This window comes from Rhodospirillales bacterium, assembly GCA_016699855.1.
In the GTDB taxonomy this organism is placed as follows: Bacteria; Pseudomonadota; Alphaproteobacteria; order Reyranellales; family Reyranellaceae.
Map to the genome: position 1 here is coordinate 3,935,425 of CP064988.1, position 23,630 is coordinate 3,959,054.

At 70.5% G+C, this 23,630-nt stretch carries 19 protein-coding genes and 2 pseudogenes; 13 read left to right on the forward strand and 8 right to left on the reverse strand.

Translation table 11 applies throughout. The annotated features are described in order from the left end of the window. Window positions 1-226 precede the first annotated feature (226 nt). Both prfA and IPK81_18585 read left to right on the forward strand, forming a co-directional pair. The gene (gene prfA / locus IPK81_18580) at window positions 227-1,303 is read left to right on the forward strand and encodes a peptide chain release factor 1 (protein QQS11556.1); all 1,077 of its coding nucleotides are present in this window, start codon (window positions 227-229) and stop codon (window positions 1,301-1,303) included. Window positions 1,304-1,480: 177 nt separating this feature from the next. Then, window positions 1,481-2,083: a hypothetical protein gene (locus IPK81_18585; protein ID QQS11557.1), complete on the forward strand. Its 603-nt coding sequence runs from the start codon at window positions 1,481-1,483 to the stop codon at window positions 2,081-2,083. Between the two features lie 37 nt (window positions 2,084-2,120). Here IPK81_18585 and IPK81_18590 read toward each other — a convergent pair whose 3' ends face one another. Then, complete coding sequence (locus IPK81_18590; GenBank protein ID QQS11558.1) at window positions 2,121-2,810, reverse strand: ankyrin repeat domain-containing protein; 690 nt, start codon at window positions 2,808-2,810, stop codon at window positions 2,121-2,123. A gap of 82 nt (window positions 2,811-2,892) precedes the next feature. Between IPK81_18590 and IPK81_18595 the strand changes: the two genes are divergently transcribed. The 4 genes from IPK81_18595 (at window position 2,893) to IPK81_18610 (ending at window position 6,318) form a co-directional block, all read left to right on the forward strand. Continuing rightward, window positions 2,893-3,408, forward strand: coding sequence for an L-2-amino-thiazoline-4-carboxylic acid hydrolase (locus IPK81_18595; protein QQS11559.1), 516 nt, complete (start codon window positions 2,893-2,895; stop codon window positions 3,406-3,408). A gap of 110 nt (window positions 3,409-3,518) precedes the next feature. Further along, window positions 3,519-4,376: a peptide chain release factor N(5)-glutamine methyltransferase gene (prmC, locus tag IPK81_18600; protein QQS11560.1), complete on the forward strand. Its 858-nt coding sequence runs from the start codon at window positions 3,519-3,521 to the stop codon at window positions 4,374-4,376. Window positions 4,377-4,628: 252 nt separating this feature from the next. Then, on the forward strand, window positions 4,629-5,780 hold the full coding sequence (locus IPK81_18605) for a DUF4167 domain-containing protein (GenBank protein QQS11561.1): 1,152 nt from the start codon (window positions 4,629-4,631) through the stop codon (window positions 5,778-5,780). Window positions 5,781-6,096: 316 nt separating this feature from the next. Further along, window positions 6,097-6,318 carry a hypothetical protein gene (locus IPK81_18610; protein QQS11562.1) on the forward strand — a complete coding sequence of 74 codons (222 nt, stop codon included), beginning with the start codon at window positions 6,097-6,099 and terminating at the stop codon, window positions 6,316-6,318. A gap of 16 nt (window positions 6,319-6,334) precedes the next feature. On the opposite strand, the gene IPK81_18615 is transcribed toward IPK81_18610, so the two are convergent. Together IPK81_18615 and IPK81_18620 are read right to left on the reverse strand one after the other, a co-directional pair. Then, on the reverse strand, window positions 6,335-7,354 hold the full coding sequence (locus IPK81_18615; GenBank protein ID QQS11563.1) for an MOSC domain-containing protein: 1,020 nt from the start codon (window positions 7,352-7,354) through the stop codon (window positions 6,335-6,337). Between the two features lie 42 nt (window positions 7,355-7,396). Further along, window positions 7,397-7,789, reverse strand: a complete 393-nt coding sequence (locus IPK81_18620) for a nuclear transport factor 2 family protein (GenBank protein QQS11564.1) — start codon at window positions 7,787-7,789, stop codon at window positions 7,397-7,399. Window positions 7,790-7,972: 183 nt separating this feature from the next. Between IPK81_18620 and clpB the strand changes: the two are divergent. Both clpB and IPK81_18630 read left to right on the forward strand, forming a co-directional pair. Next, window positions 7,973-10,602, forward strand: a pseudogene (clpB, locus tag IPK81_18625) (ATP-dependent chaperone ClpB). Window positions 10,603-11,099: 497 nt separating this feature from the next. Then, window positions 11,100-11,867, forward strand: coding sequence for a methyltransferase domain-containing protein (locus IPK81_18630; protein ID QQS11565.1), 768 nt, complete (start codon window positions 11,100-11,102; stop codon window positions 11,865-11,867). 18 nt (window positions 11,868-11,885) lie between these two features. Here the strand turns inward: IPK81_18630 and IPK81_18635 are convergent, their stop codons facing one another. Beyond that, window positions 11,886-13,178 (reverse strand): Rieske 2Fe-2S domain-containing protein, encoded by a 1,293-nt coding sequence (locus IPK81_18635; GenBank protein ID QQS11566.1) that lies wholly within the window; start codon window positions 13,176-13,178, stop codon window positions 11,886-11,888. 143 nt (window positions 13,179-13,321) lie between these two features. On the opposite strand from IPK81_18635, the gene IPK81_18640 reads away from it, so the two are divergent. Both IPK81_18640 and IPK81_18645 read left to right on the forward strand, forming a co-directional pair. Continuing rightward, a complete protein-coding gene (locus IPK81_18640) occupies window positions 13,322-14,200 on the forward strand; it encodes a metallophosphoesterase (GenBank protein QQS11567.1) in 879 nt (292 codons plus the stop codon). 52 nt (window positions 14,201-14,252) lie between these two features. Next, window positions 14,253-14,627 (forward strand): hypothetical protein, encoded by a 375-nt coding sequence (locus IPK81_18645; protein ID QQS11568.1) that lies wholly within the window; start codon window positions 14,253-14,255, stop codon window positions 14,625-14,627. A 34-nt stretch (window positions 14,628-14,661) separates the two neighbouring features. Here IPK81_18645 and IPK81_18650 read toward each other — a convergent pair whose 3' ends face one another. The 4 genes from IPK81_18650 to IPK81_18665 form a co-directional block, all read right to left on the reverse strand. Next, complete coding sequence (locus IPK81_18650; GenBank protein ID QQS11569.1) at window positions 14,662-15,549, reverse strand: protein-L-isoaspartate O-methyltransferase; 888 nt, start codon at window positions 15,547-15,549, stop codon at window positions 14,662-14,664. An 86-nt stretch (window positions 15,550-15,635) separates the two neighbouring features. Next, entirely contained in the window at window positions 15,636-16,292 is a 657-nt protein-coding gene (locus tag IPK81_18655) for a hypothetical protein (GenBank protein ID QQS11570.1), read from the reverse strand. Between the two features lie 16 nt (window positions 16,293-16,308). After that, a complete protein-coding gene (locus IPK81_18660) occupies window positions 16,309-17,151 on the reverse strand; it encodes a protein-L-isoaspartate O-methyltransferase (protein ID QQS11571.1) in 843 nt (280 codons plus the stop codon). A gap of 8 nt (window positions 17,152-17,159) precedes the next feature. Further along, window positions 17,160-19,031 (reverse strand): hypothetical protein, encoded by a 1,872-nt coding sequence (locus tag IPK81_18665; protein QQS11572.1) that lies wholly within the window; start codon window positions 19,029-19,031, stop codon window positions 17,160-17,162. Window positions 19,032-19,790: 759 nt separating this feature from the next. On the opposite strand from IPK81_18665, the gene IPK81_18670 reads away from it, so the two are divergent. From IPK81_18670 to IPK81_18680, 3 genes and pseudogenes are all read left to right on the forward strand, one after another. After that, window positions 19,791-21,368 carry an ABC transporter substrate-binding protein gene (locus tag IPK81_18670; protein QQS11573.1) on the forward strand — a complete coding sequence of 526 codons (1,578 nt, stop codon included), beginning with the start codon at window positions 19,791-19,793 and terminating at the stop codon, window positions 21,366-21,368. 158 nt (window positions 21,369-21,526) lie between these two features. Beyond that, window positions 21,527-22,660 carry a ferritin-like domain-containing protein gene (locus tag IPK81_18675; protein ID QQS11574.1) on the forward strand — a complete coding sequence of 378 codons (1,134 nt, stop codon included), beginning with the start codon at window positions 21,527-21,529 and terminating at the stop codon, window positions 22,658-22,660. A 10-nt stretch (window positions 22,661-22,670) separates the two neighbouring features. Further along, window positions 22,671-23,548 (forward strand): annotated as a pseudogene (locus tag IPK81_18680) (phosphonopyruvate hydrolase). Window positions 23,549-23,630: the final 82 nt, after the last annotated feature.

The following is a 23,630-nucleotide window of genomic DNA, read 5'->3' on the forward strand; positions in this document are numbered from 1 at the left end:
GCCCTTCATCCGCCCTTCGGGCACCTTCTCCCCCGATGCCGGGGGAGAAGGGGACGGGAGCGGTCCTCTCCGTTTCCCCTCGAAGGAGGGGAGAAGGTGCCCCGGAGGGGCGGATGAGGGGCCTCCGCCGACGTGGCGTCGATGAAAGCGGGGTCATTCTACGACGTCCCCGACGCCCGTCGCGGGCGATTTCGCGGCCGGGGCCGGATGCAGTATAAGCGCCGCCATGTCCCTCGACGCCAAACTCGACCAGGTCGTCCACCGGCACGCCGAACTGCAGGCGATGCTGTCCTCCGGCGCGCTCGATTCCGCCAGGATCGGCCAGGTCTCCAAGGAGTTCTCCGATCTCGGCCCGCTGGTCGAGGCGGTCAACGCGCTGCGCCAGGCGCAGAAGGAGGCCGGCGACCTCGCCGCGATGATCGCCGATCCGGCCACCGACAAGGACATGAAGGCGATGGCGGAGGAGGAGTTCGCCGCGCTCAAGGAGCGCGTGCCGGCGCTCGACCGCCAGATCAAGATCATGCTGCTGCCCAAGGACGCGGCCGATTCGCGCAACGCCATCCTCGAGGTCCGCGCCGGCACCGGCGGCGACGAGGCGGCGCTGTTCGCCGCCGACCTCTTCCGCATGTACCAGCGCTACGCCGCCCTGCGCGGCTGGAAGTTCGAGGTCATGGAGGTGTCGGAGACCGGCATGGGCGGCTACCGCGACGCCACCGCCGAGGTCACCGGCACCGACGTCTTCGCGCGGCTGAAGTTCGAGTCCGGCGTGCACCGCGTGCAGCGCGTGCCGGCGACCGAGGCGCAGGGCCGCATCCACACCTCGGCGGCGACCGTGGCGGTGCTGCCCGAGGCCGAGGAGGTCGACATCAAGATCGAGGACAAGGACCTGCGCATCGACGTGTTCCGCTCCTCCGGCCCGGGCGGCCAGTCGGTCAACACCACCGACAGCGCCGTGCGCATCACGCACATCCCGACCGGCGTCGTGGTCAGCCAGCAGGACGAGAAGAGCCAGCACAAGAACAAGGCCAAGGCGATGAAGATCCTGCGCGCCCGCCTCTACGAGGCGCAGCGCCAGAAGCTGCACGACGAGCGCGCGGCGTCGCGCAAGGGCCAGATCGGCAGCGGCGACCGCAGCGAGCGCATCCGCACCTACAACTTCCCCCAGGGCCGCTGCACCGACCACCGCATCAACCTGACGCTCTACGAGCTCGACAAGGTCATGGACGGCACCGCGCTGGACAAGGTCGTCGAGGCCCTGGTCGCCGACGACGAGGCGGCGCGGCTCAGCGAGGTCGAGGCATAAGCAAGGACGAGGCGGCGGACGATCTGCACGCCGCGCAGAAGGCTTCTCAAGGCTAGAGTTGATGTAAATGCAACCATAGATATCTAGAGCTTCTATTTCTTTCGAGGTTTTGCTTGTTGGACGACCAGTGGTGCTGTCAATCTGCGAACGCCCATGAACGTTTCGTTGGGGGACGCCATGCTGGGATGGTTGGTCAAGAAGGGACAAAATTCGCGCGTCTATATGTGTGTCAAAGAGGTGAAGTGGGAAGTTGAGGCTGCCGACGCAACGCGTCGCGCGTCGCTGCTCGCGCTCGCACAACTCTATCGCGTCGAGTTGTTCGATGAATACCCTGGGATCGCGTCGGCGATCGACAGGCCTCTCGACTTCGGGCGAGAGGACTTGATGCGGTTCTATGAAATGCTTGAAGACATTCGTAACGCTGCCAATTTGAATCTCGAGTCTACTCAAAAAACTTTTCGTCGGCTCGGTGGAGAGCTGCCGGACTTCGCAGTCAAACACGCCAAGCTCACGACGAGAGCGCTAGAGATCTGGATGTGCACTGTCGGCGCTGGGATTCAGCCTAGTCTGCGGGATGACGTACGAGCTATCTGGCGCGATCTCCAAGGCGCGTCGAAGGACATAACAAAGGGGATTGATCATCTGAGGGAGGTCGAGTCTAGGACGGCAGCGACGACCGGCGGATCCGGACCAGCAATGTTCGCTGGAGTGGATACGGACCGATGGATTGAAGTTTCCAAGTACGTGCCTGCGGGGTTCAGCAAGGAGCTTCGTCTCTGAAACGATTTGCGGAGCACTCACAAATTGATAGGTGCGCCTACCGCGCCGCCGCCTCGAACGCCGCCACCATCTCCCGCATCCCGCGGCGTTTGGCGTGCTCCAGCGGCGTGACGCCGTCGCGGTCGGGGATGTCGCGGCGGGCGCCGGCCGCCAGCAGCGCGCGGGCGCAGGCGACGTGGCGCGGGCCGCCGTCGCCCAGCACGACCGCCTCCATCAACGCCGTCCAGCCGAGATTGTTGACGTGGTCGAGCGGCGCGCCGCCTTCGATCAACGCCCGCACCACCTCGTCGTGGCCGAGATGGGCGGCGGCGATCAACGCCGTGCCGTCGTAGGGGCTGGTGATCAGCCTGGCGTCGCCGCCCAGCGACAGCGCCAGCCGCACCATCGCGGCGTCGTCGCGGACGGCGGCTATCGTGACGACGTCATAGCGCCGGTTCTCCAGCGCCCGCAGATCGGCGCCGCCTTTGGCGAGGGCGCGCAATGCGTCGGGGGCCGCCGCGAACGCCGCGACATGCGCCGCCGTGCGGCCGGCGGCGTCGCGCGCCTCGGGATCGGTCTTGGCGGCCAGCAGCCGCGCGACCTCGGCGGCGTCGTTGCGCGCGGCGGCGGCGTGCAGCCCGGTGTAGGCGGCGGTCTCCGCCGCCGTCGGCGGCATCTGCGCGACGGCGGCGGCTGATGGTGCGCTGGCGGCGCATAGGATGGCGAGCAGGTGTCGACGCGGCAGCATGGATTCCCCGGGCGGTCGTCCGGACGGTTGTCAGAACCGATCCTCCGATGCAGCCTTCACCGACGCAACCCGGAGACCGAACATGGCCGACACCGCCCCATCAGCCGCGCCTCCCGCGCCCCCGACCGACCTGACGATGGGCATCCTCGCGCGCCGCCGCATCGAGGCGGAGATCATCAAGCCGATCTACGAGGAGATGAAGACCGCGTTCGGCGTCGAGGCCGCCCGCGGCGTGATCGAGCGCGCGGTCAAGAAGGCGGCGCTGGAATCGGCCCGAGCCTTCGCCGCGACCGAGAAGGGCGGCACGTCGCTGCGCAGCTTCGCCGCGCTGCAGCCGCTGTGGCAGAAGGAGGACGCGCTGCGGCTCGACGTGCTGCGCTCGGACGACAAGGCGATGGACTACAACGTCACGCGCTGCCGCTACGCCGAGATGTACCACGCCATGGGGCTGGGCGAGATCGGCCACCTGCTGTCGTGCAACCGCGACGCCACCTTCATCGAGGGCTACGACCCCTCGATCAAAATGGAGCGCACCCAGACCATCATGCAGGGCGCCTCGCATTGCGACTTCCGCTACCGCGCCGCGCCGGCGAAATGACCCGCCGCCGGCGCCGGCCGTTCCATCAGGCGAATCGGCGGCGCGGCGGGCCTTGTCAGACCGCCCGCGGCCGGCCAGCCTGATCCGGGGTGATGGGGATTCCGGAGACGATGACCACGGCGGGGGAGTTGGTGCGGTCGGTGGCGCGGCGGCTGGAGGAGGCCGGCGTGGGCGACGGCCGTCTGGAGGCGCGGCTGCTGCTGGGCGACGCCGCCGGCTGGACGACGGAGCGCATCGTCGCCGATTCCGAGACGCCGCTCGACCCCGGGATCGTCGCCCGCGTCGAGCGGCTGGCGCAGCGCCGTGTCGAGCGCGAGCCGATGTCGCACATCCTGGGCCGGCGCGAGTTCTGGAGCCTCACGTTCAAGGTCTCGCCCGACGTGCTGACGCCCCGGCCCGACAGCGAGGCGCTGGTCGAGGCCGTGTTGAAGGCGCTGCCCGACCGCGGCGCCCGGCTACGCGTGCTCGATCTTGGCGTCGGCTCCGGCTGCCTGCTGCTGTCGCTGCTGCACGAGCTGCCCAACGCCACCGGCGTGGGCATCGACCGCAGCGAGCGGGCGCTGGCGGTGGCGCGCGACAACGCCGCCGCGCTGGGGCTGGCGGATCGCGCCACGATGACGCCCGGCGACTGGGGCGAGGGCATCGCCGACGTGTTCGACGTCGTGGTGTCGAATCCGCCCTACATCCGCAGCGACGACATCGAGCTGCTCGATCCCGAGGTCTGCGACCACGAGCCGTGGCTGGCGCTGGACGGCGGACCGGACGGGCTGGACTGCTACCGCCGGCTCGCCGGCCAGCTCGGCTACCTGGTCCGCCCCGGCGGCTGGGTGGCGCTGGAGGTCGGCAAGGACCAGTGGGAGGCGGTCACCCGCCTGGTGCGCCACGCCGGCTTCCGGGTCGAGGCGCCGATCCGCGATCTCGGCGGTGTCGACCGCGTGGTCCTCGGCCGCCGCCCGACCCCGGGGTGAGAGGGTTTCGTCACGAAACTCCACCCCTTCTTGGCGCGCATGGGTCGGTTGTTTTGCACATTCCGGCGGAATACCGGTTGGCAAGGCGCCGGGGAGGCTATACCTTGATGACGTCCGACGAGGGCCTGAGCCGGTGAATTGGCCGGCATGAACTCGCACCTCCATTGATGTCCGTGACGGGGTCCACGCTAGGTGGACGAGGGGCAAGTCGGATCATAGACCACCCGTCGCGGCCGACCATCGGCAGAGTGAATGCGTCCGAACAATCAGCGTCGCCACCAGCGTGGCCGCACCGGGAAACCCAATAAGTTTCCCAGCCGCAACCAGAGTTACGACAGCAACGGACCCGACGTGCGGGTTCGCGGCACCGCGCACCAGATCTACGAGAAGTACCAGGCGCTGGCGCGCGAGGCGACCGCCTCGGGCGACCGGATCCAGGCGGAATCGTACTACCAGTACGCCGAGCACTACTACCGCATCATCGCGGCGCAGGGCGGCTTCGTGCAGCCGCGCTTCGGCCAGTCCTGGGAAGAGGGCGGCGACGGCGACGAGGGCGGTCCCGACGGCGGGCCCGGCGAGGGCGGCCAGAACGGGCAGGGCGGCTTCGATCCGACCGCCGAGCCGCAACCGACCGTCGAGTATCCGCGCCGCGGCGTCGATCCGCAGGGCGGCGAGGAATTCCAACGGCCGCGCGAAGGCTATGCCGGTGGCGACGCCTATCGCGGGCGCGACGACAACCGCGGCGGCGAGGGGCGCAACGACGGCGGCCGCCATGACGGCAACCGCAACGACGGCAATCGCAACGACGGCAACCGCAACGACGGCAATCGTGGCGACGGCGGACGCCGGGACGACGGCCGCGACCGCGGCTACGACCAACGCCAGCGCGACGGGCGCCGCGACGATGGACGTCGTGACGACGGCCGCCGCGCCGAGGGTGGTGGCCGGCCGGAAGGCGACCGTGACGGCAACCGCGAGGAGTTCGCGGGCCGTGGCGGTGGACGCCGCGATTTCGTGACCCGCGCAGAGCAACGCCAGCAGGAGCGCCAGGCCTACGCGCCGGCCGGCAACGGTGTCGCCGACGCCCCGGTCCCGGCGGCAGCGCCCGCTCCGGTCGCGGGCGGCCCGGACGTGATCGACGGCGCACCGGTGGCGGCGCCCCCCGTGATCGGCGCGGCGCCGGTCGTCGGCGTGGCGCCGCCGGTCGATGGCGTCGAGGGCGACGGCCGCAATCCGCGCGACGGACGGCCGTTCCGGCCCCGGCACCCGCATTTCCGCCGCTTCCGCGGCGGCGCCCGCGGCGACCGCGATCCCGCACTCGAGGACCAGCCCGACATCTCCGCCGGGGCGGCGCCGGCCGCGGAGCCGACCGGCGGCACGGGCACCGGCGGCGCATCGGACTAGCGCCACGACCGGAAGCTGAAATTCACGCGACGGGCGATCGAGAGATCGCCCGTTTCGCTTGCGCCGCCGGTGCGCGCCGATCGCGGCGTCGGTACCTGGATCGGGTTACAAGCCAGCTCGCGGGTTCAATCATCGCGGTGATCGCGACGTTCGTCGCGTAGCATTGGCCGCGAAGGAAACTTGGCGATGCGTTGGATCCGGATCCTTCCGCTCGTCGCGGCCGCCGTGGTCGTGACGCTTCCCGGCCAGGACGCGCGCGCAGGTCGAGACCTACTCGGGCAGCGGAAGGAACGACAGCTCGGGCAACAGCCCCCGCTTGACGGTCCAGCGCAACGGCGACGATCTCACCTTCACGATCACGTTCGCCCGCCTGATGACCTGCGAGCCGACCGAGCTGACGGCGCAGAAGACGTTCACGACCTATCGCGGCGGCCAGGACATGAACCGCCGTAGGCTGTCCGGCGACCTGACGTCGGCGTCGCTGGAACGGGCCGGCTCGGCCGGCGGTGTGAGCTACACGCTCCGAAAGTCCAAGTAGCCGCCGCGCGCTGCGCCTATCCGTCGACCATCACGGGATCGCCGTAGCCGATCTCGCCGCCGTCGATCACCTCGGCGTAGACGCCGGCCCGGGTCGCGCCGGTCCGTCGGTCCAGCGTCTCCAGCACCGGCAGGTCGCGGCCGCCGCCGGCGGGATCGGCGTCGATCGCGACGCAGCGCTCGATCGGCTCGACCACGCGCAACCGCGCGGCGCCGATCCGCAGCGTGCGGCCAGCCCAGCCGAGTTCCTGCCACGCCGGCACGCCGTCGAGCACGATGTTGGCGCGGAAGCGCATCGGATTCAGGCCACCGCCCCAGGCGCGGTCCTCCTCCGCGGGGTTGAGCCGTCCACCGGGCGCCGCGACCGGCGCCGTCAGTCCCATGGCGGCGGCGAGATCACGCACGGTGGCGAGGCCGACCAACGACACGAGCGGCGCCGGCAGGTCGGCGAGGTGCCCGTCCGGCGGCGCCTCGACGATCTGGATGGCGCGGTCCAGCGGGTCGTCGAACGCGTCGGACAGCGCGCGCGCCACGCGCAGACGCGCCGCCGACGAATCGAGCCGGTTCATCGTGCCGGCGACGACGGCCGCGCCACCGTCACCAGCGTATGTGATGGGGAACCGCGGCAGCCCGGCCTGGTTGGCCAGACTTAGGAACCGTCCACGCGGACGCCAGGCGTCGAGCGGGGGCGGCGCCGCAGGTAGGCGCATGAACCGCGGCAGCGGCGGCAAGGTGCGCGGCGCCTCGGTCTGCACGGTCTGGCCGGGTGCGCCGCGGACCGCCCGCCCGTCGGCGTCGAGCGCCACCATCCGTCCGCGGAACGGGCTGGCGCGCAGCCGCCGCGCCTGCATGACGTGCGCCAATTCGTCGGGGCTGAACGGGCCCTCCGCGAACGGCACCGACACTAGCGCCCAGCGCCGGTCGTTGGGCACGGGCCGACCGGCGGTCAGCGTCGCCCGCGGCAGCGGGTGCGGCGCCAGCCCCTTGATCGGGTAGGTGAAGACGCCGGCGATGGTGGTGATGGGTGGCGGGGTCATGGTGCGGCGTGGCCTCGCGCGGGCGGGAACGGGGCGGCGATCTCAGCCTTCGACCATCTTCCAGTAGGAATCCTTCTTGACCACGAGCCCATCGCGGAAGGTGTAGAAGTCGCAGCCGTTGGCGCGGATCCGCCGGCCGTCGGGCGTCGTGCCGGTGACGGTCCAGCGCGACGTGCCAGTTTCCCCGGCGGCCATGTGGACGGCGCCGCCGAAGTGGACGTCGGGCAGACCGGCGAACCGCGCCGCCAGCCCGGCCCGCACCGCCGCCTTGCCGGTGAAGCGCGCACCCCATGGATCGGGTCCACGCGGCATCTCGAGGACGGCGTCGTCGGCGAAGTGATCCATGATGCGGTCGAGGTCGTGGGCGTTGAACGCGTCGGCGAGCGAACGCAGCGCGGCCAGGACCGGGTCGGTCGATGGATCGGACGTCGGCATCGTCGTCTCCGTGGAGGCGTGGCGGGGCGGGCACCCACTATCGGACGCTGCCGCGTCGAGGACAACCTCCGCGCCTCTTGCTCCAGCGCAAGGCGCTCCCATATCAGCGGGCGGATGCTTCACTCGAAGGTCCGCCCGATCGCCCGCCGCACGAGCGGGGGCTTGTGGAGAAAGGGTCGCGTAATGGATCAGGAGAAATACACCGACCGCGTCCGCGGTTTCCTTCAGAGCGCCCAGATGCTGGCGCTGCGGAGCGGACATCAGCGTCTGGCTCCCGAACATCTGCTCAAGATTCTGCTCGACGACGAGGAGGGCCTCGCGGCCAACCTGATCGGCGCGGCCGGCGGCGATTCGCGGCTGGCCCTGCGCGAGACCGAGGCCGCTCTCGCCAAACTGCCGAAGGTCGAGGGGTCGGGCGCCGGCCAGGTCCATCTCGCGCCGGAACTGGCACGCGTCTTCGACCAGGCCGAGACGGTCGCCAAGAAGGCCGGCGATTCGTTCGTCGCCGTCGAGCGCCTGCTGCAGGCGCTGGCAATGCCCGGCGCCGGCGCCGCCGCCGACATCCTCAAGCGCGCGGGCGTGCAGCCGGCGGCGTTGAACGAGGCGGTCAACAAGCTGCGCAAGGGCCGCACCGCCGACAGCGCCGGCGCCGAGGGCGCCTACGACGCGCTCAAGAAGTACGCCCGCGACCTGACGCAGGCGGCGCGCGACGGCAAGCTCGATCCCGTGATCGGCCGCGACGAGGAGATCCGCCGCACCATCCAGGTGCTGAGCCGCCGCACCAAGAACAACCCCGTGCTGATCGGCGAGCCCGGCGTCGGCAAGACCGCGATCGCCGAGGGCTTGGCGCTGCGCATCGTCAACGACGACGTGCCGGAGTCCCTGAAGGGCAAGAAGCTGATGGCGCTCGACCTCGGCGCCATGGTGGCCGGCGCCAAGTTCCGCGGCGAGTTCGAGGAGCGGCTCAAGGCGGTGCTGTCGGAGATCGCCGCCGCCGAGGGCGACATCGTGGTGTTCATCGACGAGATGCACACGCTGGTCGGCGCGGGCAAGGCCGACGGCGCGATGGACGCGTCCAACATGCTGAAGCCGGCGCTGGCGCGCGGCGAGCTGCACTGCGTCGGCGCGACGACGCTCGACGAGTACCGCAAGCACGTCGAGAAGGACGCGGCGCTGGCGCGCCGGTTCCAGCCGGTGTTCGTCGGCGAGCCGACGGTCGAGGACACGGTCTCGATCCTGCGCGGCCTGAAGGAGAAGTACGAGCTTCACCACGGCGTGCGCATCGCCGACGCGGCGATCGTGGCGGCGGCGACGCTGTCGAACCGCTACATCGCCGACCGCTTCCTGCCCGACAAGGCGATCGACCTGATGGACGAGGCCGCCAGCCGCATCCGCATGCAGGTCGACAGCAAGCCCGAGGACATCGACGAGCTGGACCGCCGCATCCTGCAGCTCCAGATCGAGCGCGAGGCGCTGCGCAAGGAGACCGACTCGGCGTCGAAAGACCGGCTGGGCAAGCTCGAGAAGGAGCTGTCGGGCCTGAAGAGAAGTCGTCGTCGCTGACCGCCGGCTGGAAGGCCGCCAAGGACAAGCTGGAGGACGCCCGCAAGATCAAGGAGCGTCTCGACAAGGCGCGCGCCGATCTCGAGATCGCGCAGCGCAAGGGCGAGCTGGCGAAGGCCGGCGAGCTCGCCTACGGCACCATCCCCGAGCTGGAGCGGCAGCTCGCCGCCGCCGAGCACGCCGACGCCGATGTGCCGGGCGGCCGCGCGCTCAAGGAGGAGGTGCAGCCCGAGGACATCGCCGCCGTCGTGTCGCGCTGGACCGGCGTGCCCGTCGACAAGATGCTGGAGGGCGAGCGCGCCAAGCTTCTGCGCATGGAGGACGAGCTGCACAAGCGCGTCATCGGCCAGCACGAGGCGATCGTCGCGGTGTCGAACGCCGTGCGCCGCGCGCGCGCCGGGCTGCAGGACCCGAACCGGCCGATCGGCTCGTTCCTGTTCCTGGGGCCGACGGGCGTCGGCAAGACCGAGCTGACCAAGGCGCTGGCGGCCTTCCTGTTCGACGACGACCAGGCGATGGTGCGCATCGACATGTCGGAGTTCATGGAGAAGCACTCCGTGAGCCGCCTGATCGGCGCGCCGCCGGGCTACGTCGGCTACGACGAGGGCGGCGTGCTGACCGAGGCGGTGCGGCGCCGGCCCTACCAGGTCGTGCTGTTCGACGAGGTCGAGAAGGCGCATCCCGACGTGTTCAACGTGCTGCTGCAGGTGCTCGACGACGGCCGTCTGACCGACGGCCAGGGCCGCACGGTCGACTTCAAGAACGTCATGATCGTGCTGACCAGCAACCTCGGCAGCGAGCATCTGGCGGCGCTCAAGGACGGACAGCCCGTCGAGATGGCGCGCGGCAAGGTGATGGACGAGGTGCGCCGCGCCTTCCGGCCGGAGTTCCTCAACCGCCTCGACGAGATCCTGCTGTTCAGCCGGCTGGGCCGCGCCGACATGGGCGACATCGTCGACATCCAGCTCGGCAGCCTGCGCAAGCTGCTCGACGCGCGCAAACTGTCGCTCGAGCTGGACCGCGCCGCGACCGACTGGCTGGCCAACGAGGGCTACGACCCGGTGTACGGCGCGCGGCCGCTCAAGCGGGTGATCCAGCGCGCGCTGCAGAACCCGCTGGCGCAGCTCATCCTCGAGGGCGCCGTCAAGGACGGGGACACCGTCAAGGTCACGGTCGAGGACGGCGAGCTCAGCGTCGCCGGCCGCACCGTGCCGCGCGACGGCGACGCGCTCGACGCCGCGGCGGACTAGCCGCGGATCTCTCCGGCCGCGCCCGCGCCAAGCCGCGGGCGCGTGCCATTCCACTACATGCGCCGACCGTTCGGGCAACGCCGCCGCGGGCGTGGCCGCGCTCTGCGGCGCGCCGACGGCGCTGATTCCCACGAGCCGCGACGGCGGCTCGAAGCCCAGCGCGGCGACCGCCTCCGGATCGTAGGTGTTCGCGCCCGTCACCCACATGGCGCCGAGCCCGACACGTTGGACCGCGTCACGACGTGTCGGACGTGCGTGTTGCGTTCAATGGTGTGGGAGGATGCGGCGCGATCCGCATCGCCAGCGTCACGGCGAGGGCGGCGCCGGCGCGATCGCGAACGGAGGCGTCGACTGGCGAGGACCCGCGTTGATACTCACGATATCCGAGTCGAAATGGCTCGTAACACATGGACTCGACGAGCACCCCTCCGCGCCGCGGTGCGTGACCGCCGTATCCACCGCTCGATTTTCCGTCCCAATCGCGCCACTCTAGGCCGATGGCATGGGATCCCGAGCAATACCTGAAATTCGCCAGCGAGCGTCTGCAGCCGGCGCTCGACCTTCTGGCGCGCGTGCCTGCCGCCGCGCCGCGCACGGTCGTCGATCTTGGCTGCGGCGCCGGCACCTTGGCGCCGATGCTGACGGCGCGCTGGCCTGGCGCGGCGCTCACCGGCATCGACGGGTCGCCGGAGATGCTGGCTCGCGCCCGCACCGACCATCCCGGCGCGACATTCGTCGAGGCCGACGTGTCGGCCTGGCGGCCGGAGGCGCCGGTCGACGTGCTGTTCAGCAACGCCACGCTCCATTGGCTCGACGGCCACGACGAATTGTTGCCGCGCTTGTTGGCGAACGTCGCGCCCGGCGGCACGCTCGCCGTCCAGATGCCACGCAATTTCGACGCGCCGTCGCACACCAGCGTGACCGCCGCGATCGAGAACGGGCCGTGGCGGTCCAGACTGGAGCCGCATCTGCGCCGCCGTCCCGTGGCGCCGCCGGAGGACTACCACCGCATCCTCGCGCCGCGCGCCGTGACGCTCGCGATCTGGGAGACGGAGTATCTCCAGGTGCTGTCGGGCCCGAACCCGGTGGCGGAGTTCACCAAGGGCACGTGGCTAAAGCAGTTCCTCGACCGGCTCGAGGAGCCGGAGCGCTCGGCCTTCGAGGCCGACTACCGCGCCCGCGTCGCCGCCGCCTACCCGAAAGAGCCGGACGGCCGCACGTTGTTCCGGTTCCGCCGCCTGTTCGTCGTCGCCACCGCGAAGTGACCCGGCGCGGACAGCCGATCAGCGCACCCGCGCCACCGGGTCGCCGAAGCGCTGGTCCATCACCGTCGTGAAGGGCGTACCCTCCGGCGCGGTCCAACTGCCGGAGCGCAGCGTGTAGGCCTCCGGCAGGGCCGCGGCCGGCGGCGCCTCGCCGCGCTCCCTCAACGCGCGGGCGCCGGCCATCAGCTCCTGGCGGAAGCGCACCACGGCGGCGTCGGTCGGGGTCAACGTCTCGCGCGCGCGGTCGACGATCGGGCCCTGGCTCTCCTGCACCATCGCGTCCTGCTCGGCGACGCCGCGCACGCCGGTGAAGCTGCGCGTGCGCATGTCCTCGACGTCGCGCAGGTAGCCGTTGGCGATGTTGCGCACAGGCACGTAGGCGGCGTCGACCTCGGCGATGACGCCGTGGCCGCGGCCGTACTTGTCGCGTTCGGAGTTCGACAGCGGGCGTTCAGGGTTCCACGCGTAGGTGTATATCCAGCAGCTCTCGTCGTCGATCGGCGCGAAGGTGTAGCCGAAATACGTCTCGCCCGGCAGCGTCGAGGGCGTCGTGGCGTGCGCCGGCAGCATGTACTGCGAGATGCGCCAGTAGAGGTCGCCGCCGTCGCCTTTGCGCGAGGCGCCGATGACGAAGCCGCAATCGTGGCCGACCAGCTCGAACTTCGGACGCGGGTCGTCCCGGATCCAGCGCAGGCGGCGCTCGTCGGCCGGCGCGTCGGGATTGGCGTTCGACGCCACCGACGGCGCGGGCATGTGCAGGAACGAGAAATGCGCGGTGTCGATGGCGCCCTCGATCGTCTGCGCCCAGTTGCACTGCTGCAGCTTTTTGGTGACGTAGCGGTGGGAAGGCGGCACGCGGCCGACCTCGAGCCCGGGCGGGCCGGCCGGCGGCGCGCCCGGCCCCATCCACGCCCACACCATCTCCGCGTACTCGACCGTCGGATAGGCGCGGATCGAGACGTTGCGGTAGTACGCCGAGTCCGGCTCGACGTTGGGCAGGTCCACCGCCCGGCCGTCGACGTCGAACTTCCAGCCGTGGTAGGGGCATCGCAACCCGCATTCCTCGTTGCGGCCCCAGTAGAGGTCGGCCCCGCGGTGCGGACAGCGCGGTTCGACGACGCCAACCCGGCCGTTGGAATCGCGGAACGCCAGCAGGCTCTCGCCCATCACCGTGATCCGCACCGGCGGCGCGTCGCGCTCGGCGACCTCGCGCGACAACGCGACGGGCTGCCAGAAGCGCCGGAAATAGTCGCCCATCGCCGTGCCCGGCCCGGTGCGTGTCAGAAGCTCGTTGTCGGCGGCGCTGAGCATGGGTTGTCCTCCGTCCCGGCGGTGGAGACTGCGCGTGGCGGCGGCGGGAGGCAAGACGCGCGGTTGCCACGCGGGCGCGGATCGGTCGAAATGCGCCGTGCCGCCGCATGGCGGACGGCGGCGGGACCGGAGGAGCGGAGGCGATGGAGTTCACGGGCGTCCCCGTCGACATCGCGCAGTGGCGCGCGGCGCCGTTCGCGCTCGACGGCGAAACGGTCTTCGCGGTCGGGGACGTGCACGGCTGCGCCGACGAGCTGGCGGCGGTGCTCGCGGCCGTCGCGCTCGCCGCCACCGCCGCGCCCGGCCCGACGCGGCTGGTCTATCTCGGCGACCTGATCGACCGCGGGCCGCGCAACCTCGAGGTCCTGCGGCTGTGGTCCGAGGACGAGTCCCGGCGCGGCGTCGGGCGGATCGACCGTGTCATGGGCAACCACGAGCAGATGATGCTGCTGGCCGTCGGCGACGGCCCGCACGCCGCCAAGGCCAGGGCGATGTGGCTGGGCGAGCGCATGGGCGGCACGAAGGTTCTCGACGAGATGCGCGCGCGGGTCGGCGATCCCGCCGCCGCCCTCGACGCGGCGTTGCTCGACGCGGCGCTGGGCGCCGGTGAGGTCGCGCGTCTGCGCGCCATGCGTTCGCACGTCAGGATCGGCAACGCCGTGTTCGTCCATGGCGGCCTGGATCCCGGCGCCGACCAGGCGGAGTTCCTGGCGCGGCCGTGGAGCGCCTTCATCGGCGCGACCTGGGCGTGGATCATGGAAGGCTTCCTCGACTGGCGTGGTGGCTTCGGCGGAACCCTCGTCGTGCACGGCCACACGCCGCCGCCCCGGCACCACGAGCTGACCGGACAGGACGATCCGCACCTGTTCCTGCACGACCGTCTCGGTCTCGACGGCGGCAGCGCCCGTACCGGGTTCGTCACGGCGGCGCAGGTCGAGGACGGCCGCTATCGAATATTCCGTGCCGGACGCGCGCGGACGTTGCCGGCGGCCTTCGGCGGCGATACGTCTGTGCCGGGCTGACGCGGGCAGCGTGTCCGCGGGCGCGTCAGGCGTGGTACCTGGAGGGGCCGGAATGAGAAGTTTGATGCTCGGCGTGGCGCTGGCCGCGGCAACCGTCGGCGGCGCCGCGGCGCAGGCGCCGGACCCGTCGTCCCTCGTCGGACTGTGGTGCGGCGGCGCGATCCACCACCGCGACGCGGGCTCGATAGAGCTCGCGATCGCCACGGTGAACGACGGCGTCGCCTTCGGGACCTACACATGGCGCGGATCGGCGCCGATGCAGATGTCGCTCAACGGCACGTTGACGGGAAGCGGCCTGAAGGTGACCCTTGAGGACGGTACGGTGCTGGAACTCGCGCTCAAGCACGACAAGCTCGACGGTCTGCTCGTCAACCGCGACGCTGGCCGGCGCTGGGACGTCAGCCTGGCGAAGAGGATGGCCTGCTAGCTGGGCGGCGTCCGCTCGGCCTCCAGCCGCCGCGTCACTCCTTCGGCGCGGCCGGCGGCGCCTCGGGCCTGGCGTCGGCCATCATCTTGCCGGTCATCGGGATGAAATAGACGCCGACGTCCTTGCGCGAGTGGATCTTGCCGGCCGCATCCTTGGTGAAGACGTAGAGGATCTGCTCGCGCTTGAAGGGCTGGCCGATCGGGATGATCAGCCGCCCGCCGGGCTTGAGCTGCTTCATGAGCGGCGGAGGCACGTACTGCGCCGCGCAGGTGACGATCACGATGTCGAAGCCGTCCTTCTCGCCGGGCCAGCCGAAATAGCCGTCGCCGACGCGCGTCTCGACGTTCTCGTAGCCCAGCGGTTTGAACAGCTTGGCGACAAGCGCGCCGAGCGGCTCGACGATCTCGATCGAGCGGGCGCGCTCGACGATGCGCGAGAGGATCGAGATCTGGAAGCCGGACCCGGTGCCGATCGCCAGCGCCGACTCGCCGGGCCGCGGCCGGCAGAGCTGGGTCATGTAGGCCTGGCCGAGATAGTCCGACAGCGCCGAGCCGTACCCGATCGGATAGGGCTTGGCCGTCTCCTCGTAGGCGATGGTCGCGAACGAGGCGCGGTTGCCGTAATGGTAGTGGTAGTACTCGCGCGGCACCTCGGTGAAGGCGCGCAGCACCGCCGGATCCGCCGAGCCCAGCCGCTGCTCGAGATACTTGCCGATCCATTTGAGGACGCGGCCCTTGCGCTCCTGCACCGCGTCGAACTCGGCGCGCGCCAGGCCGGGCTCGCGGCCGCTGGCCTTCATCGCGGCGGCGTAGGACTCGTGGGTCCATGGCGGCGCGGCCCGGCGCGGGATCGCCAGCGCGGCCGGCGCGGCCAGCGGCGCCACGGCGGCGGTGGCGAGCAGCGAACGTCGGGACGGACTCATCACGGTAGACCCTCCATCGCGGCGTCGTATGCCACGGCGGCGGCCGCGCGTGAAGTGCGGCGGATCGCGGCGGGCGCGAACGCTCCTCAGTAGCGTTTCGCGGCCCGGGCGTCGGGGGCGGCGAACTCCAGCATCTTCCCTGCCTTGAGCTCCAGCGCGTCGCGCGGGCGCAGGCCGCGGGCCTGCGCGGCGGTGATGATCGGATAGTGGCGCGAGGCGTCGAGCGCCTCCGCCGCCTCCCAGCAATCCTCGGCGTTCGTCACCCACAGCCTGGGATCGACGCGGCGCAGGTCGAACGGCCGCGAGTAGCGGCGGAACGTCTTGCGGGCGCCGCCGACATACTCGTGGAAATACGTCAACGCCAGCTCGCGCAGCGTGCGGTGGATCGGGTCGCGCCAGCGCAGCCAGATGTGGTTGCTCTTGGAGATCGCGCCCCAGTGGCCGCCGCGACGGAAAAGGGCGACGACATGGTCGTCGTCGCCGTCGGCCTGCATGTCCATCAGCAGCGGCGGGTGGCCGGCCAGCCATAGCGCGCAGGCCGCGACGAAGGCGCCCTCGATGCAGTGGGCGTGGCCGCGCCGCAGCGTCTCGCGCACCGACAGGCTGGTGTCGCCGTCCTCCTCGAAATTCGTCGGCAGCGCGGCGACGAAATCCTGGATGCGCTCCGGCGTGCGCAGGCGCGCCAACGTGGCGCGCTCGCCGCGCGTCAGGCCGATCGAGGTCGGTCGGTGGAGCCGCGGCATCGCGCCGGCCGCGCCGTCAGCGGCCTTTGGAGATGCGGCCGGTCATCGGGATGAAGTACACGCCGACGTCGCGGCGGGAGTTGATGCGGCCGTCGGCGTCCTTGGTGAACACGTACAGCACCTGCTCGCGGCGGAACGGCTGGCCGACCGGGATGATCAGCCGGCCGGTGCCGGGCTTGAGCTGGCGCAGCAGCTCGGGCGGCACGTGCTGGGCCACGCACGTCACCATGATGATGTCGAAGCCTTCCTTGACCTCGGGCCAGCCGTAGTAGCCGTCGCCGACCCGGCTCTCGACGTTGTCGAGGCCCGCCGGCTTGAAGATCTTGGAGACGGCGGTCCCCAGCGGCTCGATGATCTCGATCGAGTAGGCCTTGCTCACGACGCGCGACAGGATCGAGATCTGGTAGCCCGAACCCGTGCCGATCTCGAGCGCGTTCTCGCCCGGCCGCGGCTTCGCCAGCTGGGTCATGTAGGCCTGGCCGAGGAAATCCGACAGCGCCGAGCCGTAGCCGATCGCCCACGGGCGCGGGTACCAGTCGTAGGCGTCGCGCGCGAACGACCACGGGCCCGCGTAGTTGAAGTGGAAGTACTCGCGCGGCACCTCGGCGAACGCCTTCATCACGTAGGGATCGGCCTCGCCGAACTTGCCTTTGAGATAGGTCTCGAGGTTGCGCAGCGCGTTGCCGCGGCGCTGCTGCATCTGGTCGAAGCTCGCCTTGGTCAGGTCGCTGCGCCGGCCGCTGTCCTGCATCGCCTTGAGGTAGGAGTCGTAGGTCCAGCCGCCCTGGGCCGACGCGCCGCCCGCGGCCAGCGCCGGAATCAGCAGCGCGAGAACGCCGCACAGGAGTTTGCGAACCATGTCCCCCCTCACGCCGGCCGCCGTTGGATCGGCAGGCAGAACAGCACGACTACATACAGGAAAACCGCCCCCAGAAGCAGCGTTTTGAGGCCGATCGACACCGCCAGCAGGTTGGCGAGCGGCGTCGAGATGATCGAGCAGGCGCCGTTGACCGCCCACGCCCACGGCAGGAACGACAGGCGCCGGCCCTGGAACTGCGCCAGACCCAGCGACATCGGCATGCCCAGCGCGATCGACGCCGGCACGGCGAGCGCGGCGACGATGAGCGCCTTCACCGGTAGCGGCGCGGTGCCGGTCGCCGTCAGCAGCGGGTCGAGGCCCCAGAACATCGCCATGCACCACGCCAGGATCGCTGCGACCGCGAGCGCGAGGCCGCGGGCCGGCCGCGTCTGGAACCGGTCGGCCAGCAGGCTGCCGAGGCCGGAGAACACCAGCATCGCCGCCAGCACCAGCCCGAACGCGGTGACCTTGTCATGCAGGTAGTGCGCCGATTTCTCGATCAGGTAGATCTCGACGAACAGGAAGCCCAGCCCGAGTCCCGCGAAGTAGGCGGCCGACTTCAGGAACTGCCGCGCCGGCAGGGCGTCCTCGCCGCGACGCAGCAGCGGCAGCAGCAGCACGATGGCGGCCAGCACCAGCGCCTGCGCCAGCACCGCGAGGTTGATGAGGTAGACGAGCTCCTCGCGCGGCACCAGCTCGACGCGGTCGAGGATCGTGCCGATCCGCGTCAGCGGCAGCACCGCGTTCCAGAACGGCCGGTCGAGCGACGGCGGCGTCAGCTTGAAGAAGCCGTGGTAGGGCGACGGCGCGCCGTCGAGCATGGCGCGCGCCTCCTCGCCCATCGGATCGGCGGCGCCGGCCCCGCCGCCGCCGGGGCGGCCGCCGGCCGAGGCCGCGTCGAACGACACCACCGGCAGCTCGTTGAAGATCCGGATCGAGGCGGGGTCGACGCCGGGCAGATGCGTCAGGTCGAACGAGCGCTCCTCGCAGAAAGCGCGGATCGCGGCGATCCGCTGGGCCGTCCACGGCTTGCGCGAGAGCAGCACGCGCACGTTCCACGCCGAGCGGTACACCACCATGTGCTTCTCGGGCTCGGCGACGCCCGACAGCTCCAGCGCGCGGCGCGCCGTCGCCAGCATCTTCACGGCGTAGACGGTGAACTCGCGGATCGACACCGGCAGCGACAGCACGCCGTCGTCGGCCAGCAGCGCCATGTAGCCGGCCAGCACCTCGGTCGCCAGCACCGCCTTGTTGGTGTCGGATTGCGACAGGAACTCGCGGCCGATGTCGATGACGTCGAAGCCGCGCGGCCGCGCGAAGGCGCGCGGCGCCAGCGGGCTGGTGCCGACGATGGCGACGCCGGGCACCGGCGTGAAGGCCGGCGACGGCCCCAGCCCGTCGAGCAACGCCGAGCGCAGGATGGCGTCCGGTTCGACGACGAGGACGTTCCTCGCGCCGAGGTACAGCGCCTCGTGGATGCGGAAGCCGCCGGCCGCGCCGATCAGCAGGACGTCGCCGCCCTTGCCCGCGAGGTTGTACGGCAGCGCGTCGAGCGCGCCGGCGGCGTAGGCCGCGTCGATCGGGCCGGGCTTGGGCAGCGCCGCCAGCCGGTTGCCGTCTGCGTAGAGGCCGTAGGCGCGCGGTAGCGCCGCGCCGCCCGCGGCCGCGACGTTGTTCGAGATGTCGGTGTCGTGGCGCTCCGTGAAGTTGTCGAGCAGCTGGTACAGGCCCTTCGGCGAGATGCGCGTCGCCTCGATCCGGCTGTCCTGCGTGTTGAGCGGCGGGAAGATCTCTCCTTGTACTCGTTGACCCGCGCCTGGTTGAGGAACACCACGAGCCCGGCGGTCGCCGCCAGCGTCGCCAGCGTGGCAGCGCGCCACGGCGCCGGCGACGGCCGCCGCCAGCTCTCCAGCCAGCCCGCCAGCGCCAGCGCCGGCAGCAGACAGGCGGTGAGGTAGAACGGGTGCACGACGAACATCAGCCCGAGCGTGAGCATCGCGCCGCAGCCGGCGCCGGCCAGGTCGAAGGCGTAGACCCGCCCGATGCGCCGGCTGTGCAGCGTGAAGTAGACCGAGATGTAGAGACCGACGAGGAAGAAGAACGGGAAGATCGCGGCGTAGTACTGCGCGATGTTGACGAGCTGCGCCGTCCAGAGCTGCTTGTTCTGCAGCTCCAGCGGATTGAACGGCACGACCGTGATCCACGTCCAGCCCAGCGCCGCCGCCAGCATCATGGCCGCCGGCATGGCGGGCAGCAGGCGGCCGGCGTGGCGGACGATGGCGCGCTGGAACAGCGACACGACGATGCCGCTGGCCGCCAGCCCGACCATCGTCATCGAGATGATCCAGTAGCCGTACTCCGACCAGCTCGCGATCGAGAAGAAGCGCGTCAGCGCGATCTCGAACCCGATCGACGCGAAGCAGACGAGGAACAGCGGCAGCAGGCGCGTCGAGGGCACGTTCGCCGTGGCTGAATCCGACACCGTGTTTCGCCCTCTCCTGCGCGCCGGCCGAGTCTAGCCGTTTGCCGCCGAGGCGCAACCGGCGGCGCTGGGCCCGTTGCCGGCCCCGCCGGTCCGTGCTTTGCATGTCGACCGTGGCGCCGGACCGATCCGGGACCGGCCGGGGATGGAGGTTGGCATGCGACGGGCCTTGCGGACGTTCCTCATCGCGGCGGCGGCCGCGTTTCCGGCGGCGGCCGGACCGGCCGCCGCGCAGTCGACCCTCAAGGTCGTGATGCATTCCGACGTGAAGATCCTCGACCCGATCTGGAGCGGCGCCTACATCGTGCGCAACCACGGCTACATGGTCTGGGACACCTTGTTCGCGATGGACGAGAAGTTCCAGATCCGGCCGCAGATGGTCGAGAAGTACGAGACCAGCGCCGACGGACTGACCTGGACCTTCACGTTGCGCGACGGGCTGGAATGGCACGACGGCAAGCCGGTCACGGCCGAGGACTGCGTCGCCTCGCTCAAGCGCTGGTCGGTCCGCGACTCGATGGGCCAGAAGCTGGCGCAGTCGCTGTCGGAGTACCAGATCGTCGACGCGAAGACCTTCCGCATCGTGTTGAAGGACAAGTTCGGGCTGGTGCTGGAGGCGCTGGGCAAGCCCAGCGTCGTCGTGCCGTTCATGATGCCCAAGCGCCTGGCCGAGACCGATCCGTTCAAGGCGGTCGAGGAGGCCGTCGGCTCGGGCCCGTTCATCTTCCGCAAGGAGGAGTGGAAGCCCGGCGAGAAGCTCGTCTACGTCAAGAACCCCAGATACAAGCCGCGCGCCGAGCCCATGTCGGGCCTCGCCGGCGGCAAGACCGTGCTGGTCGACCGCGTCGAGTGGGTGTGGATCCCCGACGCCCAGACCCAGGTCAACGCCCTGCTCAACGGCGAGATCGACATGATCGAGTCGGTGCCCAACGACCTGCTGCCGCTGCTCGAGAAGGACAAGTCGATCACCCTGATCAAGGGCTCGGTCGGCAACCAGTACGTCTTCCGTCCCAACTGGCTGGTGCCGCCGTTCAACAATCCGAAGATCCGCCAGGCCGCCGCGATGGCGCTGAACCAGGAGGATTTCCTCAAGGGCATCATCGGCGATCCCCGCTTCTACCGGACCTGCAAGTCGCTGTTCCCGTGCGGCTCGCCGCTGGCCACCGACGCCGGCATGGCGGGCTGGGTCGAGGGCAACGCCGCCCGCGCGCGCGAAATGCTGAAGGAGGCCGGCTACGACGGCACGCTCGTGCTGATCCCGCATCCGACCGACCTGTCGGTGATCGGCAACATGGGCCCGATCGCCAAGTCGCTGCTGGAGAAGGCCGGCTTCAAGGTCGAGCTGGCGCCGAGCGATTGGACGACGATGGTCAACCGGCTGACGACGAAGAAGGGTCCGCCCTCGGAAGGCGGCTGGAGCGCGTTCTCCACCAGCTGGAGCCACGTCGACATCCTCGATCCGGTGATGACGCCGTACCTGGTGGCGACCTGCGACAAGGCGCGGCCGGGCTGGCCGTGCGACGAGAAGATGGAGAAGCTTCGCGACGCCTACGCCAAGGAGCCCGATCCGGCGCGCAAGAAGGCGCTGGCCGAGGAGGCGCAGAAGTACAATCTCGAGATCGTCACCCACGTCCCGCTCGGCGAGTGGTTCGGTGTCGCGGCCGTCGGCAAGAACGTCGTCGCGCCGAAGGAGGCGCCGCCGGTGACGGTGTTCTGGGGCATGGGGAAGAGGTAGGAGCCGGGCGCGGCCGATAGGGCCGCGCCTTGGCGGGCTGATGATTTACGTTTACGTCAACGTCAAGTTGGACTAGGGTTTGCGCAATTCGGGCCGCCACAAGGTGGCCGCGGTCGCGGCGCGTTGATGGCGCGCCGGCCGACGTGATGGAGGACGCCATGACCGACCGTTCCGCGCAGGACGAGCACATCACCCGCGATCCCGCCTACCGCGCGGTGGCGCCCGACGATTTCCCGGCGATGATCGAGCCCGACCGCTACGAGATGCGCTCCGACGCGTTCGACGGCATCATCGGCGCCACGCACGACCATTTCTGGGATCCGTTCAACCCGGCCTATCTCGACTACGGCACGCCCTTCGACATCACGAAGGAGCACATCATGCCGCCGGAGCGGGTGCCGGAGCTGAACTGCGCCGTCGCCGACCGCCTCGACGAGGGCCAGCGCATCCGGCTGGGCAACAACATCACGCGCTTCCGACTGTCCGGCATCCTGCACGGCGAGCAGGGCGCGCTGTCGCTGTCGGCGTCGCTGTGCGACATCCTGCTCGACCCCGGCGCACAGGAATACGCGGCCAACCAGGCGCGCGAGGAGGCCCGCCACGTCGCCGGCTTCAACCGCTACATCCGGGCGCGCTGGGGCAAGGCGTATCCGTGCAGCCCCGAGCTCGGGAAGTTCCTCAACGAGATCGTGCTCAGCCCGATCGTCTACAAGAAGCTCGTGGGCATGCAGATCATGCTCGAGGGCCTCGCGATGGGGGCCTTCGCCGACACCCACGCCTACACGCGCGATCCGCTGCTCAAGCGGCTGGTGCAGCTCGTCATGACCGACGAGGCGTTCCACCACAAGTTCGGCAAGATCTGGGCCGACCGCACGCTGCCCAACCTGACGCCGGAGGAGCACGACAAGGTCGAGGACTGGGCCTGCCACGTCTTCGAGTCGCTGCTGTTCAACCTCACCAGCATCAGCCAGCGCGGCTACATCTACGAGGAGTTCGGGCTCGACCCGGCGTGGGTGCGCGACGCGGTGCGCGAGCGCTTCGGCGGCAACAGCCGGCGCGAAGGCATGAAGGAGAGCACCAACATCTTCCGCGTGCTGGTGAAGACGCTGCTGAAGGCCGGCATCATCACCGAGCGCACCCGCCACGTGTACGGCGCCTGGGTCGACATGGCCGAGCTGGCGGGCGAGGGCGACTACATGGTCGGCGACGCGATCGCGGCCGACGGCATCGAGTACCTGCGGGAGATCAACCGCAAGCGCCGCGTGATCGGCCAGAAGCCGATCGCGGCGTGACGGCGCGGCCATGACGGCCGCGGCACCGGAGCGGTTGCGCGCGATCATCGCGCGCGAGGGATTGGCGCACGCCATGGCGGCGCACAACCCGCTGTCGGCGCGGCTCGCCGTCGAGGCGGGCTTCCACGCCGTCTGGGCCAGTGGCTTCGAGCTGTCGGCGGCCTACGGCGTGCCCGACGCCAGCCTGCTGTCGATGACGCAGCATCTCGACATGACGCGCGCGATCTGCGAGCGGGTCGACGCGCCGGTGGTCGCCGATCTCGACACCGGCTACGGCAACGCCGTCAACGTCGGCCACGTGGTCGCGGCCTACGACCGCGCCGGCGTCGGCGCCGTGGTGATCGAGGATAAGACGTTCCCCAAGGACACCAGCCTGCTGGCCGGCGGCCGTCAGGAGCTGGTGCGGATCGAGGAGTTCCAAGGAAAGATCGAGGCGGCGTGCGCCGCGCGTCGCGCCGGCGGACCGCTGGTGATCGCGCGGACGGAGGCGCTGATCGCCGGCGCCGGCATGGACGAGGCGCTGCGCCGCGCCCACGCCTACGTCGCGGCCGGCGCCGACCTGATCCTCGTGCACTCCAAGCAGAGGACGCCGCACGAGGTGCTGGCCTTCACCGCGCGCTGGGACTCGCAGGTGCCGATCGCGCTGGTGCCGACCGCCTATCCCGATCTCACCGAGGCCAAGATGAAGGCCACGGGAAAGATCGGTCTGGCGATCTACGGCAACCACGCCATCCGAGCCGCCGTCACCGGCATGCGCCAGGTGTTCGCGCGCATCCGCGCCGAGGGCGGGATCAAATCGGTCGATAGCGGATCGTCTCTGTCGAGGACATCTTCGACCTCCAGGACGTCGCCGGCATGAAGGCGCTGGAGAAGCGCTTCCTGCGGTAGCGCCGGCGCGGCGTCGGTCCGCTCGCCGGGCGCCACGCTGGGGTGCTATGGCTGCGGGCGGGCGCCGGCGAACGGCGCGCCG